A 13,529-nucleotide genomic window follows, 5' to 3' on the forward strand; every position below is an offset into this window, starting at 1 on the left:
GGGGTAGATAGAGCAACTGGTGTTGGCTAAATATGATGATCATCATATTTACGGCCGGTAAAAAGACCGCGCAATGCGGCCTTGGGATGCGGTTCGGGTCAGGCAGACGGGGCGTTGGCCTCGCGGTCGTATTGGTCCAGGATGGCGTGGCGGGCAGAAGCCAGCACCGCGCGCCCTTCGGGGTTGTCGCCCAGCGCCCGGGCCAGCTGCAACGCGCCCACGAGCGTACTGGTCACCGCGGCGGCGGCATGCTTGCCTGCTGTTGCCGGCAGCGCCTGCCGCACGGCTTCCATCAAGCGTTGCACACGCAAGGCCGAGGCTTCACGCACTTCGGACGACTGGCGCGGGATCTCGGAAGCCAGTGCCGACACCGGGCAGCCCCCTTCACAACCTTTCAGATGCGCCTCGCCCAGATACGCTTCAACCCAGGCGCGCAAGGGGCTTGCCCCGTCGGCCCGGCGTTGCTCCATGCTCTTGGACATGCGCGCCGCGCCATCGCGACCGGCGCGTTCCATCGCGGCGGCCAGCAAGGCATCCCGCGACGGGAAATGCGCGTAAAAGCCGCCGTGGGTCAGCCCAGCCTCTTTCATGACGTCGGCCACGCCGACGCCCGCATAGCCCTCGCGACGAATCGCGCGCGCCGCGGCGTCGACGATGCGTTCGTGAGAAAGCGCTTTACGGGAGGACGGGCCAGGCATGGTCGGCAATCCGAAATATGATGATCATCATATTAATCCCGCAAAAAGACCCCGTGCAAGAAAAATACGGGGTGAATTTGTAACGCGGCGATGCAGGCACGGCGCCTAGCGCCAGGCCTCCGGCTCGACACTGACTTCGCCCTTGTCGGCCGAAAAGTACACGATGCCGTCCGATATGTTGGCGTTGAGCTGCATCGTGCGCTCGGCCAGCTTGGCGAGCGCGCGGGTCTGGTCCGACGGCAGGTTGATGACCTTCAAGTTACGGGTGCGCTCGAGCTTGTTGCGCACGCCGTCCCACCAGATCTTGCTGGCCGACCCGCCATAGCAGTACACGATGACTTCATCGGCGCGGCCACAGGCGCGCAAGATGCGGCGTTCTTCGGGCTGACCCACTTCGATCCACAGCTTGACCGCGCCGGTCAGGTCCTTGACCCACAAGTCGGGCTCGTCGGTGTCGCTCAGGCCCTTGGTGAACGCCAGTTCTTCCTGCGCATGCAGGGCATAGGCGACCAGGCGAACCATCAGGCGCTCGTCGGTTTCCGAAGGATGGCGGGCGACCGTCAGCGAATGGCTGCCGTAGTAGTGGCGGTCCGTATCGGCGACGTTGAGTTCGGCCTTGTAGATGGTGGCGCGCAGGGCCATGGTGAAAAATCCGTTGAAATCGTGCAGATTGCGTGAAGGCCGCCATGATAACGCTTGGCGACGGTGGTGGTGCTTTGGGGGGATCCTCGGGGCCTCATTGGAGCTGCGGTTCTTGGTGGCCGCCGGTAAGGACTTCGTAGGTCGCTTGTCGGCGTGGGTGGCATGGGCACTCGCGCCCACGATTGCGGTCCGGCGCGCAGGCGCCGGACTGCCCCGTCGTCATCGTCGTCCGCCTGCGGCTCCCTTCCGATTCCCTCGGGCGCATCGAGGTTGCTCGCGCCCATGCCACCCACGCCGACAAGCTGGATCCGTCCGGGCCTGATGCGCTGCTGGAGCCGTGGTCGGTGTCGAGGCTTGCGGGGCCCGCCGATTGCGGCCGCCCGGGCGGCCGTAATCGGCATACGCATCGTGCGTCGTCGGCAAGGTGGACGCTTCGCGAATGCGGGGGCTGGATTGCTAGGGGTGCCGCCATCGGGGGGGTGGTAGAGATGGCCGGCGCGCGGCACGCGGCGGCTTGCGCATGGGGACTTTGCGCGCGCGCCGCCCATCCGGCGTCGGAGCTAAATGGCGGGTGGCAGCGTTACACTTCTCGTAGGATTTGCCCGCATCGACATCCCCTTTTCCTCTGCGCCCTCGTCTTCCGACCATGACCGCCACCGCCGCTCTACTCGCCTTCACGCTGGCCGCCGCTATCCTCACAATTACCCCGGGTCTCGATACGGCGCTTGTCTTGCGCACCGCCGCCGTCGAAGGCGGACGCCGGGCGCTGATGGCGGGGCTGGGTATTTGTGCGGGATGCCTGCTTTGGGGCGCCATCGCGGCATTCGGCCTGGGTTCCCTGCTGGCCGTCTCCGCACTGGCGTATGACACGCTGCGCATCTGCGCCGCCGCCTACCTCTTCTACCTGGGCGCCAAGCTTCTCTGGCGCACCCTGCCTGGCCGCCCGGCCACGCAGGTGGCGGCAAACGAAAGTGCCGCCCCCGCATCCGCCTTGTCATCCGCCTCGACCAGCGCCACGGGCTGGTTCCTGCGTGGCTGCCTGACCAATGCCTTGAATCCGAAGGTCGGCATCTTCTACATCACGTTCCTGCCGCAGTTCATCCCCGCGGGCGCGGACGTGCTGACCTTCAGCCTGTTGCTGGCCGCAATCCACGCCGTCCTGGGCGTACTCTGGTTCACCTTGCTGGTCGCCGCCACCCGCCCCTTGGCAAGATGGCTATCCCGCCCCGCCGTGATGCGCGGCCTGGACCGCATAACGGGCGCGGTGTTCATTGCGTTCGGATTGAAGCTGGCGCTGGAGAAGCGCTAGAGCGAAAGAGGAAGATTGCGCGCGCTTGACGAGTCACCAGTAAACACGGCCCTGCCGCGCTCCACTCATCCTAAAAGTACGATCATCCAGCGCACCGCCGTATTCGCGAAGCGCCATCGCCCCGACGCAGGACTCTCGAATGCCAAAAAAGGCCGCCCGCGCGGCCGTCTTTGGCGACCCCGCAAGCCCTTCCAACTCACCTCGTCCGAGGCAAAAACGCCAAGCACACCGCCCGTCCCGCAGGCCGGCACCGGCAACTGACGGAGCATCTGGCGGCTGGGCGGGGCTGAGCGCGGGGAGTCGAGGCGCCCGAGGGAATCTGAAGGAACCGCCAAAGGCGGTGACGAAGATGACGACGGGGCAGTCCGGAGCGAAGGCTCCGGACCGCAATCGTTGACCCGCGATCAGCCCCGCCCAGCCGCCAGATGCGTCTCAAGAACAACCGATCAAGCCTCAATAAACCCCAATGGCATGCCGCGCCACAAAATGCCCGTCACCTACGGCCACCAAAGGCTCGACTAACGGATCATCCCCCAACTTACGCATCGGGCTGGGAATCTCATCCACCAGCAGTGAACGCTCGCGATGCCGCCGCTGCGGATCCGCAATCGGCACTGCCGCCATCAGCTTCTTCGTATAGGGATGCTGCGGGTTCTCGAAGATCGCTCGGCGCGGTCCGATCTCGACGATCTGCCCGAGGTACATCACCGCCACCCGGTGGCTCACGCGCTCCACCACCGCCATATCGTGCGAGATGAACAGGAACGACACGCCAAGCTCACGTTGCAGATCCAGCAGCAGGTTCACGATCTGCGCCTGGATCGACACGTCCAGCGCCGACACCGACTCGTCCGCGATCACGACCTTGGGATTCAACGCCAGCGCCCGCGCAATGCAGATACGCTGACGCTGGCCGCCCGAGAACTCGTGCGGATAGCGGTCGATCATTTCAGGCAGCAAGCCGCACTTGTCCATCAGCCAGCGCACGCGATCCTGCGCGGCCTTGCCTCGGGCCACGCCGTGGATCAACAGCGGCTCCATGATGGAATAGCCCACCGTCATCCGCGGGTCCAGCGACGCGAACGGATCCTGGAAGATGAACTGAATGTGCTGACGCAAGGTCTGCATCGCGCTGCCGCGCAGCGCCCCGATGTTCTTGCCGTCGAACTCGATCGTGCCGCTCTTGCTCTTGACCAGTTGCAGCAGCGACCGGCCCGTCGTGGTCTTGCCGCAACCGGACTCGCCCACTAGCGACAGCGTCTCGCCGGGGTACAGGTCAAAGCTGACTCTTTCGACCGCATGCACACGCTTCTGCACCCGGCCCAGGATGCCCCCGGTGATATCGAAACTGGTCGTCAGGTCACGCACCTTCAGCACCGGCCCGTTTTCGCGGCGAACGGTGCTCGGCGCCGCCACGGGCGCGTCCACCAGCGCGGCCGGATTGGCGACGTGGGCGGCTTCCTCCACTTTCAGAAGCGGGAACGGCGCCGGCTCGTCGGTGCCGTGCATGGCGCCCAGGCGCGGCACGGCCGACAGCAAGGCGCGTGTATAGGCGTGCTGCGGACGCGCGAAGATCTCGTCCGAACCGCCCTCTTCCACCTTGTCGCCGCGATACATCACCAACACGCGGTCGGCCACTTCAGCCACCACGCCCATATCGTGCGTGATGAAGATCACGCCCATGTCCATCTCTTCCTGCAACTGGCGGATCAGTTGCAGGATCTGGGCCTGGATGGTGACGTCCAGCGCCGTCGTCGGCTCATCGGCGATCAGCAGCTGGGGCTTGCACGACAAGGCCATCGCGATCATCACGCGCTGGCGCATGCCGCCCGACAACTGGTGCGGATAGCGGTCCAGGATGGCGCGGGCCTCGGGTATGCGCACGCGTTCCAGCATGCGCAGCGTTTCGGCGCGCGCGCCGGCCGCGTCCAGCCCCTGGTGCAGCTGCAGGGCTTCGGCAATCTGGTTGCCGGCAGTGAAGCTGGGGTTCAGCGACGTCATCGGTTCCTGGAAGATCATCGCCACGTCGGCGCCGCGCACGCGTTGCAGCGTGGAATCGGGTGCGTGGGCCAGGTCCAGCACCTCGCCGTTGCGGCGGCGCAGGAACATGTCGCCGTTGACGATCTTGCCGCCGCCGTACTCCACCAGGCGCATCAGCGCCAGCGAAGTCACGGACTTGCCCGAACCGGACTCGCCCACGATGGCCAGGGTTTCGCCGCGATCGACGTGGAACGACACGTTGCGCACGGCTTCGACCGTACGCTCGGGGGTCTTGAAGCGCACGGTCAGGTCATTGACCTGCACGACGCGTTTGGGATCCATGGTTGCCATAGTGATTACTTTTCCTGACGCGGATCGAGCGCGTCGCGCAGCCCGTCGCCCAGCAGATTGAAGCCCAGCACCACCAGGAAAATGGCCGATCCGGGGAAGATCGACATCCAGGGCGCCTGGGTCATGAAGTTCTTGGCCGTGTTCAGCATCGAGCCCCACGACGGCGTCGGCGGCTGCAGCCCCAGGCCCAGGAAGGACAGACTGGCCTCGGCGATGATGGCCGTGGCGATGGTGATCGTGGCCTGCACGATCAGCGGCGGCATGACGTTGGGGAACACGTGCCGGCCGATGATGCGCAAGTCGGATGCGCCCAGCGCGCGGGCGCTTTGCACATAGTCTTCGTTTTTCACCGCCAGCACCTGCCCACGCGTCAAGCGCACGAACTTGGGCGCCGCCGACACGCCGATGGCGATCATGGCGTTGGTCAGGCTGGGCCCCAGGAAGGCGGCCAGCGCGATGGCCAGGATCAGGAACGGAATGGCCAACAGCGCCTCGGTGGCGCGCGAGATGAAACTATCGGTCCAGCCGCCGAAGTAACCGGCCGCCAGCCCGAACGGCACGCCCACGACCAGCGCGATAAGCACGGACACCAGGCCCGCCATCAGGGAGGCGCGGGCGCCATAGACCATGCGGCTGAAAATATCGCGGCCCAGTTCGTCCGTGCCCAGCCAATAGGACGCCGACGGCGCCTTGCGGATGGTGGTGAAACTGGTCTGCAGGGGGTCGTGATTGGCGATGAACGGCGCCAGGACGGCCAGCAGGACGAAGAACGCCACGATGCCCAGACCCAGCATCGCAATGTGGTTGCGTTTGAATTTGCCCCAGGCGCGGTTGCGGCTGCGGGGCGGCGTGACGGCTGCGGCCGTTGCAGGAAGTGCGCTCATGAGTGCCTCAGGCGGGGGTTGACCAGGATGTACAGAATGTCGGCCAGCAGGTTCATCAGGATAAAGCCCACCGCCACGCAGAGCACCACGCCCTGCACCACCGCGTAGTCGCGCGTGAACACCGCGTCCACCACCAGCTTGCCGAAACCGGGAATCGTGAAGACCTGCTCGGTCAGCACGGCGCCGGCCAGCAATTCGCCGAACAGCAAGGTCACCAGCGTGACGATCGGCATCAGCGCATTGCGCAAGGCGTGGCGCAGCACCACGCGGCGCGGCGACACGCCCTTGGCGCGCGCGGTGCGCACGTAGTCGGCGGACAGCGCCTCCAGCATGGAAGAACGCGTGTGCCGCATCAGGTAGGCCGCGATCGCCGTGGAGAGCACCAGCGAGGGCATCAGCATCGTCTTGATCGACAGCCAGAAATCTTCCGCCGGCGACACGTAGCCCGAGGCCGGCAGCAGCTTCCACTGCACCGACACCACCATGATCAGGATGATCCCCAGCCAGAAGTTGGGGATCGACATGCCGGATAGCGCCGCGATGTTGGCCCCCATTTCGATGGGCTTGCCTTTGCGCACCGCTGCGATGATCCCCATCGGGATGCCGATCAGCAGCGCAAAGAACATCGCCATCGCAGCCAGTTGCAGGGTGACGGGCAGCTTTTGCGCGATCAGCGTCGTGACGGGCACGTCGGTGCGGAGCGACTTGCCCAGATCGCCTTGCAGCACCTGGCCGGCCCAGGCCGCGTATTGCACGGGTAAGGGATCGTTCAGGCGGTATTTGTCGCGCAGGTAGTCCAGGACAGCCGGGTCGCGCTCTTCGCCGGCCAGTGTCAGCACCGGATCGCCAGGCAGGATTTTTTGCAGCATGAAGACGATCATCGACACCAGTATCAGTGTCGGTATCGCGACGACCACGCGGCGCAAGATGAGTTTAAGCATGTGGGAAAAACCGTAGAACAGGAACGGCGGACGGCGTCAGGCCAACATCACCTGGCGCGCGGCCGCCGCAAAGAACCGTTGGACGCGTCGCCGCCTCCAACGTGCGCGGCGCCCCCGGGAGGACGCCGCGCCTCGTCGTCACTTCTGCGCGAACGTCACACCCTTCAGGCGGATCATGCCGTCAGGATACGGCGTAAAGCCCTTGACCTTCTTGCCCATGGCGAACGGCCACGGCTGGTAGTAGTTGTACACGCCCGGCAGCTCGTCCTGGATGATGGTCTGCGCCTGGTCGTAGATTTCCTTGCGGCGCGCTTCGTCGGGCACCGTGCGGGCCTCGTTCAGCAGCTTGTCCACTTCCGGGTTGCAGTAATGGCCATCGTTCAGCGCGCCCTTGCACGTCACGAAGGCGTGCACGTTGCCGTCGGGATCGACCCGGCCGGACCAGCCCAGCATCACGATCTGGAAATTGCCCGCCGACGATTCCTTCTGCAAGGCCGCGTACTCGGTCGGGCGCAAGGACAGGTCGAAGCCCGCTTCGGAGGCCATCGCCTGGACGATCTCGGCAATCGACGAAGTCGTGGTGTTGTTGCCGAACACGAGTTCAGCCTTCACGCGGTCGAATCCGGCTTGTTTGAGCAACGCCTTGGCCTTGGCCACGTCGCGCTTGGTGACCGGGAACTTGTCGCTGTGATAGGGGCTGGCCGGGGGGAACGGCTGCTGGGCCGGTTCGAAGATGCCGCCGCCTGCCACGTCGTTGATGGCGTTGCGGTCCAGCGCGTACTGGAACGCCTGGCGCACCAGCTTGTTCTTGAACGGGTTGTCTTCGGCCCGCTTGCCGTTGCCCACGTTGAACATGAACTGCTGGAAACCCAGGCCTGCCACCGGCGCAAACGTCAGGCTGGCGTCGTTCTTGACCTGCGGCGCGTCCGACGGATTCAGGCGCTCCAGCATGTCCAGGTCGCCCGCACGCAGATTCGACAGACGAACCGTGGTGTCGGGGATGGGCAGGAAGGTCACGCGCTTGAAGGCGTAGTCCTTGGCGTCGTAGTACTGGTCGAATTTCTCCAGCACGATGCGGTCGTTCTGGATGCGTTCGACGAACTTGTACGGGCCGGAGCACACGGGCTTGCGGCCCACCGACGCCACGTCGGCGTCGGCGAAGGTCTTGGGCGACAGCATCATGCCGGCGCGGTCGGACAGCTGGGCCAGCAAGGTGGCGTCCGGCTTCTTCAAGGTCAGGACCAGCGTGGACGCATCCGGCGCGTCCACTTTCTCGACCGAAGCCAGTTCACCCTTGCGCAGGCTGTCCGGCAGGCTCATAGCGCGTTCCAGGTTGGCCTTGGCCGCCGGCGCGTCGAACTTCGTGCCGTCATGGAACAGCGCGTCTTCGCGCAGCTTGAAGGTCAGCACCTTGTTGTCGGGGCTGAACGACCACGACGTGGCCAGTTGCGGCACGAAATGCAGCTTGGGATCGATGTCCACCAGCTTGTCGCACAGCGACGTGAACACGATGCGGCCGACGTAGGTGCGGGCGCGGTGCGGGTCCAGGACGTCCGGGTCTTCCTGCAGGCCGATCCGGATGTTCTGGGCGCACGCCGCCCCCGCAGCCAGCGCCAGCAAGCTGGCGCCGAAGGTCATGGTCAAGCGTTTCATTGTGTTTTTCCCCTTGTTGCTTGCGAGCTTAACGTTTAGAAGCCGACCGCCTGGCCGTCGCGGCGGCTGTCGCTGGCGGCGACATAACCCAGTTCGTTGTCGGTCTCGGACATGCGCCAGATGAACTGGCCGGCGCCGAAGTCCATGTAGGGATCGTCAACGGACTTCAAAGCATGCCCGAGGTCTTTCAGGCCCGCAATGGTGGAAGCCTTCATGTTGGTCTCGATGTCCAGCGTGAAGTCGCGGTTGACCTTCCAGCGCGGCGCGCAGCACGCGGCCTGCGGGTTCTGGTGGTAGTCGATCATGCGAACGACCGTCTGCATGTGACCCTGCGGCTGCATGTCGCCGCCCATCACGCCGAAGCTCATGACCGGCTTGCCGCCGCGCGTCAGGAAACCCGGGATGATGGTGTGGAACGGGCGCTTGCCGCCTTCGACCACGTTGGCGGACTTGGGGTCCATCGAGAAACCCACGCCGCGGTTCTGCATGCTGATGCCGGTGCCCGGCACGACCACGCCCGACCCGAAGCCCATGTAGTTGGACTGGATGAACGAGATCATCATGCCGTTTTCGTCGGCAGCGGTCAGGTAAATGGTGCCGCCAGCATGCGGGCGGCCAGCTTCGAAGTGCGTGGCTTGATCCAGGCGGATCAGCTTGGCGCGGCTGTCCAGATAGGCGTCCGACAGCATCTGCTCGGGCGTGACCTGCATGGCGCGCGGGTCGGCCACATACTTGTACAGGTCGGCAAACGCCAGTTTCATGGCTTCGATCTGGATGTGCTGCGACTGCACGGAATCCACGGGGATGTCCGACATATCGAAGCGTTCGACGATGCCCAGCGCGATCAGCGCAGCGATGCCCTGCCCGTTCGGCGGGATCTCGTGCAGCTCGTAGCCGCGGTACGACTTGGAAATCGGCTTGACCCAGTCCGGGCGATAGTTGCGCAGGTCTTCCAGCGTCATCGCGCCACCGCATTCCTTGCTGAAGGCGGCAATGCGTTCGGCCAGTTCGCCTTCATAGAAGTCGCGGCCCTTGGATTCGGCGATGCGGCGCAGCGTGTTGGCGGCGTCCGGGAACCGGAAGTGTTCGCCGACTTTGGGTGCGCGGCCTTCCGGCATGAACGCCTGGGCGTAGCCCGGCTGCGACTTCAGTTCTTCGGCGGCGGCGCCCCACTTGTGCGCCACCACCGGCGGCACGGCATAGCCGCGCTCGGCGATTTCAATGGCAGGTTCGAACAGTTGTTCGAACGGCAGCTTGCCCAGCTTTTCGTGCAGCGCGGCCCAGCCGGCCACCACGCCCGGCACCGTCACCGCGTCCCAGCCGCGTTTGGGCTGGATGGCCAGGCCGTCCGGCCCCGTGCCGTACTTGGCCTTGAAGTATTCGGTGTTCCAGGCGGCGGGTGCCACGCCCGACGAGTTCAAGCCATGCAGTTCCTTGCCATCCCAGACGATGGCGAAGCAGTCGCCGCCCAGGCCGCAGGAAACCGGTTCAACCAGCACGATCGTGGCGGCAGCCGCAATGGCGGCATCCACGGCGTTGCCGCCCTTGAGCAGCATGCGCAACCCGGCTTGGGCTGCCAGCGGATGCGACGTGGACACCACGTTGCGCGCAAACAGCGGGATGCGTACGGAAGGATACGGGTTGACCCAGTCAAAGGTTTTCATCGGCTTGTCTCTAAACGGTCTGAACGGTTAAGCAGGCGAAGGTACTCTCGTGATCTAATTAAATCAATTTGATTTTTTGTTCCGTCATAAAAGAAAATTTTATGAGTACGATCCGGTTTTTGCGCACTTTCCTGGCCGTCGCCCACCACGGTTCCTTTTCCGAAGCCGCCGAGCAAGTGGCGCTGACCCAGGCCGCCGTCAGCTTCCAGATGCGTTCACTGGAGGCGGAGCTGGGCCGCGAACTGTTCGACCGCAGCGGGCGTCTTGCCATTCTTAACGCAGCCGGCCGGGAATTGCTACCTGAAATCAAGCATTTACTGGATTTATACGACCGAATGCGCTTGCCTCGCACCGTCCCTGGCGAACTGGCCGGCGCGGTATCGGTCGGCAGCATCGTGTCCTGCATGGGGACCCTGTCCAAGGTGGTGTCAGGCCTGAAGAAGGCCCACCCGAAGCTGGACGTGCGCATCCTGTCGGGCAAGGCCAGCGAACTGGCCGGCAAGGTCGAAGACGGCGAATTGGACGCGGCCTTCCTCGTGGAAGCCGGCCGCAAGATGGCCAGCACGCGCTGGACGCCGCTATATGAAGAGCAACTGGTGGTGATCGCCCCGGCGTCCGCCGCGGGCAAGGACGCCCGTCAGGTATTGGCGAACAACCCCTTCCTGCGCTTTGACCGCACCCAGCGCACGGGGCTGCAGATCGACCGCCTGCTGCGGCGCCTGGCGGTACCGCTCAATGAATTCCTGGAACTCAACGCCATCGAGACGCTGGTGGAGCTGGTGCGCCAGGAGGTGGGTGTGACCCTGCTGCCCCTGATCAACGGGGCCAACTGGCAGCACAGCCCGGAACTGCGGATTTTGACGCTGCCCCAAGACTTAGGCCCGCTTTCGCGGGCCATCGGCATGCTCGAACGGCGCGAGCATGCGCGCCAGGGCATCACAGCGGCGATCTGCGAAGCGTGCGCCACGGCCTTCCGGGCGCGCGAACCGCAGACCGCTGCCTGACCCTTAGGTCGCCATCGCCGGGTCGGTCACCGACGGTTTGCCGGTTTCGACGCGGCCTGCGAAGCGGCGCAGGTAGGACGGGTCTTCGGCCAGGCGGACCGTGAAGTCGTACCAATGGCCGCTGGCCTCCAGCGCCCAGTGCTGCTCGACCTTGCTGCCGGCGGGCACGGTCAGCGTCCAACGCTCATTGTTGCTGTAGTACGCGTTGGGCGTGACTTCGAAGGTGCAGGCGTCTTTGCCGCTGTTGATGAAGCTGACGTAGACGTCGCCGTTGGCGATGTCGTAGCAGACGCGGATTTCCGGATCCAGCTGCGCCGTGCGCGCCAAGGCCAGGTCGCCCGCGAACTGGCGGTGATAGCCGTTGGGGCCCAGCACCCACAGGTCGTACTTGCCGCCGTCGACCGCCGTATCCCAGCTGCCTTCCAGCTGCTTGCCGGCTTCCACCGTATAGCGGCGCGGCAGGCGGTCCAGGTGCAGGCGGTCATAGACGTGGAACACTGCCGCCTGCTTGCCCGTGTTGGAGAACACCAGCCACATGTTGCCCGTGCTGGGCTGGCTGCGGCCGCTGGTGTGCAGTTCATACGGCAAGGCGCGCGAGTAGCGTATGCCCTTTTCCTGCACCGGCTTGGCCTGGGTGCTGGGGTCGGGCAGCGGCACCGCCGTCAGCGCCTGCTGCGCGTCCCGCTCCTGGTCCGCGCCCGAGCGGGTCAGGATGTTCAGGTCCGGCAGCTTCTCGTCATTGGGCGTGGCAAAGTTGAAGGTCGACGTCATGTCGCCCAGCACGGCGCGGCGCCACGGGCTGATGTTCTCTTCCTTCACGCCGAAGCGGGCTTCCAGGAAACGCAGTACGGACGTGTGGTCGAACGCCTGGGAATTGACCCAGCCGCCGCGGCTCCACGGCGACACCACGTACATCGGCACGCGCGGACCGGGGCCGTAGACGCGGTTGTCGGCCGCGTCCTGGGCCGAGGCGTGCGTGTGGCGTTCCAGGTCGGTGTTGACGGTGGACGCGCCGGCCATCGAACCGTCCGGGTTCAGCGACGGGGCGGCGGGCGGCGGCACGTGGTCGAAGTACCCGTCGTTCTCGTCGAAGTTGATCAGCAGGACGGTCTTGCTCCATACGTCCGGGTTCGACGTCAGCGCATCCAGCGTTTCCTGGATGTACCACGCGCCCTGGACGGGGCTGGACGGGCCGGGGTGTTCGGAATACGTGGCGGGCGCGACGATCCACGACACCTGCGGCAGCCTGCCGTTGTTGACGTCGTCGCGCAAGGCTTGCAGGAAGCCGCCGTCGGGCATGGTGTTGGCCGTGCCCTTGTACAGCGGATTGGCCGCATCCATGCTGGGGGTCCAGGCCGGGTACGGCGCGCCGTTGGCGGAATTGCCGGCCTGCTCATTGGCGCGGCGATATTGCTGGAAGCCGGCCAAGGGGTTGTCGCCGAAGTTCTCGGGCAGGTTCTGGTAGACCGTCCAGCTGACGCCGGCCTTCTGGAGCCGTTCCGGATAGGTCGTCCAGGTCCAGCCGGTGGTGGACGCGCCCAGGCTGTCCCACTGGTTGCGGGTCGACGGGCCATTGCCCTGCGCCAGCGGATCGTTGGTGCCGGTCCAGTGGAACAGGCGGTTCGTGTTGGTGCCGCCGTGCGTGGAGCAGTGGTAGGCGTCGCACAGCGTGAACGCTTCAGCCAGCGCGAACTGGAACTCCACCTCTTTCTGGCGGTAGTAGCCCATCGACTGGTTCTGCTTGTAGCGCGGCCACTGGTTCATGCGGCCGCCGTCCCAGGCCATCTGCGCGTCCACGTAGTCGTGCGGCGTGCCCGACACGCGCTGGGCGTTGCCCTGCGTGCTGTCCAGGTGATATGGCATGACCACGCGCGTGCCATTGGTCTGTTCCCAGACCGAACGGTTCTGCGCCAGCGGGATCGTGATGCGGTCGCCAAAGCCGCGCACGCCCTTGAACGTGCCGAAGTACATGTCGAACGAGCGGTTTTCCTGCATCAGGATAACCACGTGCTCGACGTCGTTGATCGTGCCGGTGCGGTTGTTGGCCGGAATGGCCAGCGCGCGGCGGATGGCGGGCGGGAACATCGACAGCGCGGTCAGGCCGGCGGTGGACGCCGCGGCGTTGCGCAGGAAGCGGCGCTTGCCGGCGTGGATCGGGTCTTTTTCGGACTTCACGGTTTCGTTTCCTATGACTCGGTAGGGAGCGCGGCTCAAGGCGCGCAACGCAGTTCGGGCTTGGCCGGCGTGGGCGGCACGGGCGTCGGGGTTTCGGTTCCGCCGCCGTTGTCGGGCTTGCTGTCGTCGCCGTCATCGCCGCCGCAGGCGGCCAGCGTGGCGGTCAGCATCAGCACCGCGCCGACGCGCAGCAAACCGCGCAAGATCAAGGAGTTGCTCATGGTTTTC

Annotated in this window: 11 protein-coding genes; 2 read left to right on the forward strand and 9 right to left on the reverse strand. The window is 65.3% G+C overall.

Going from position 1 to position 13,529, the window contains the following annotated elements; all coding sequences use genetic code 11:
* Window positions 1-98 precede the first annotated feature (98 nt).
* Window positions 99-698 carry a TetR/AcrR family transcriptional regulator gene (locus tag CEY09_RS09225; RefSeq protein ID WP_088588400.1) on the reverse strand — a complete coding sequence of 200 codons (600 nt, stop codon included), beginning with the start codon at window positions 696-698 and terminating at the stop codon, window positions 99-101.
* Window positions 699-803: 105 nt separating this feature from the next.
* Window positions 804-1,340 (reverse strand): YaeQ family protein, encoded by a 537-nt coding sequence (locus CEY09_RS09230; protein WP_006227381.1) that lies wholly within the window; start codon window positions 1,338-1,340, stop codon window positions 804-806.
* A gap of 646 nt (window positions 1,341-1,986) precedes the next feature.
* Here CEY09_RS09230 and CEY09_RS09235 point away from each other — a divergent pair.
* The gene (locus CEY09_RS09235) at window positions 1,987-2,649 is read left to right on the forward strand and encodes a LysE family translocator (protein WP_088588401.1); all 663 of its coding nucleotides are present in this window, start codon (window positions 1,987-1,989) and stop codon (window positions 2,647-2,649) included.
* A 453-nt stretch (window positions 2,650-3,102) separates the two neighbouring features.
* Here the strand turns inward: CEY09_RS09235 and CEY09_RS09240 are convergent, their stop codons facing one another.
* The 5 genes from CEY09_RS09240 to ggt all read right to left on the reverse strand — a co-directional run bounded on the left by CEY09_RS09240 (window position 3,103) and on the right by ggt (window position 10,122).
* Complete coding sequence (locus CEY09_RS09240) at window positions 3,103-4,971, reverse strand: dipeptide ABC transporter ATP-binding protein (RefSeq protein WP_088588550.1); 1,869 nt, start codon at window positions 4,969-4,971, stop codon at window positions 3,103-3,105.
* 14 nt (window positions 4,972-4,985) lie between these two features.
* Window positions 4,986-5,864 carry a nickel transporter permease gene (gene nikC, locus CEY09_RS09245; RefSeq protein ID WP_006227378.1) on the reverse strand — a complete coding sequence of 293 codons (879 nt, stop codon included), beginning with the start codon at window positions 5,862-5,864 and terminating at the stop codon, window positions 4,986-4,988.
* Window positions 5,861-6,805 (reverse strand): ABC transporter permease, encoded by a 945-nt coding sequence (locus tag CEY09_RS09250; protein ID WP_006227377.1) that lies wholly within the window; start codon window positions 6,803-6,805, stop codon window positions 5,861-5,863. The genes nikC and CEY09_RS09250 overlap by 4 nt, the downstream gene beginning before the upstream one ends.
* 138 nt (window positions 6,806-6,943) lie before the next feature.
* On the reverse strand, window positions 6,944-8,458 hold the full coding sequence (locus CEY09_RS09255) for an ABC transporter substrate-binding protein (RefSeq protein ID WP_088588402.1): 1,515 nt from the start codon (window positions 8,456-8,458) through the stop codon (window positions 6,944-6,946).
* A 35-nt stretch (window positions 8,459-8,493) separates the two neighbouring features.
* The gene (ggt, locus tag CEY09_RS09260) at window positions 8,494-10,122 is read right to left on the reverse strand and encodes a gamma-glutamyltransferase (protein ID WP_088588403.1); all 1,629 of its coding nucleotides are present in this window, start codon (window positions 10,120-10,122) and stop codon (window positions 8,494-8,496) included.
* A gap of 101 nt (window positions 10,123-10,223) precedes the next feature.
* On the opposite strand from ggt, the gene CEY09_RS09265 reads away from it, so the two are divergent.
* Window positions 10,224-11,126 (forward strand): LysR family transcriptional regulator, encoded by a 903-nt coding sequence (locus CEY09_RS09265; protein WP_088588404.1) that lies wholly within the window; start codon window positions 10,224-10,226, stop codon window positions 11,124-11,126.
* Between the two features lie 3 nt (window positions 11,127-11,129).
* Here the strand turns inward: CEY09_RS09265 and CEY09_RS09270 are convergent, their stop codons facing one another.
* Together CEY09_RS09270 and CEY09_RS09275 are read right to left on the reverse strand one after the other, a co-directional pair.
* On the reverse strand, window positions 11,130-13,301 hold the full coding sequence (locus tag CEY09_RS09270; protein ID WP_088588405.1) for a phosphocholine-specific phospholipase C: 2,172 nt from the start codon (window positions 13,299-13,301) through the stop codon (window positions 11,130-11,132).
* Between the two features lie 35 nt (window positions 13,302-13,336).
* Window positions 13,337-13,522 (reverse strand): hypothetical protein, encoded by a 186-nt coding sequence (locus CEY09_RS09275; RefSeq protein ID WP_006227372.1) that lies wholly within the window; start codon window positions 13,520-13,522, stop codon window positions 13,337-13,339.
* Window positions 13,523-13,529 lie beyond the last annotated feature (7 nt).

It is taken from the genome of Achromobacter marplatensis (assembly GCF_002209535.1).
GTDB lineage: Bacteria > Pseudomonadota > Gammaproteobacteria > Burkholderiales > Burkholderiaceae_B > Achromobacter > Achromobacter marplatensis.

Coding starts and splice junctions, on each gene's coding strand:
- CEY09_RS09255 (WP_088588402.1), bottom strand. CDS start 8,458: ATGAAACGCTTGACCATGACCTTCGGCGCCAGCTTGCTGGCGCTGGCT.
- CEY09_RS09230 (WP_006227381.1), bottom strand. CDS start 1,340: ATGGCCCTGCGCGCCACCATCTACAAGGCCGAACTCAACGTCGCCGAT.
- ggt (WP_088588403.1), bottom strand. CDS start 10,122: ATGAAAACCTTTGACTGGGTCAACCCGTATCCTTCCGTACGCATCCCG.
- CEY09_RS09250 (WP_006227377.1), bottom strand. CDS start 6,805: ATGCTTAAACTCATCTTGCGCCGCGTGGTCGTCGCGATACCGACACTG.
- nikC (WP_006227378.1), bottom strand. CDS start 5,864: ATGAGCGCACTTCCTGCAACGGCCGCAGCCGTCACGCCGCCCCGCAGC.
- CEY09_RS09235 (WP_088588401.1), top strand. CDS start 1,987: ATGACCGCCACCGCCGCTCTACTCGCCTTCACGCTGGCCGCCGCTATC.
- CEY09_RS09275 (WP_006227372.1), bottom strand. CDS start 13,522: ATGAGCAACTCCTTGATCTTGCGCGGTTTGCTGCGCGTCGGCGCGGTG.
- CEY09_RS09265 (WP_088588404.1), top strand. CDS start 10,224: ATGAGTACGATCCGGTTTTTGCGCACTTTCCTGGCCGTCGCCCACCAC.
- CEY09_RS09225 (WP_088588400.1), bottom strand. CDS start 698: ATGCCTGGCCCGTCCTCCCGTAAAGCGCTTTCTCACGAACGCATCGTC.
- CEY09_RS09240 (WP_088588550.1), bottom strand. CDS start 4,971: ATGGATCCCAAACGCGTCGTGCAGGTCAATGACCTGACCGTGCGCTTC.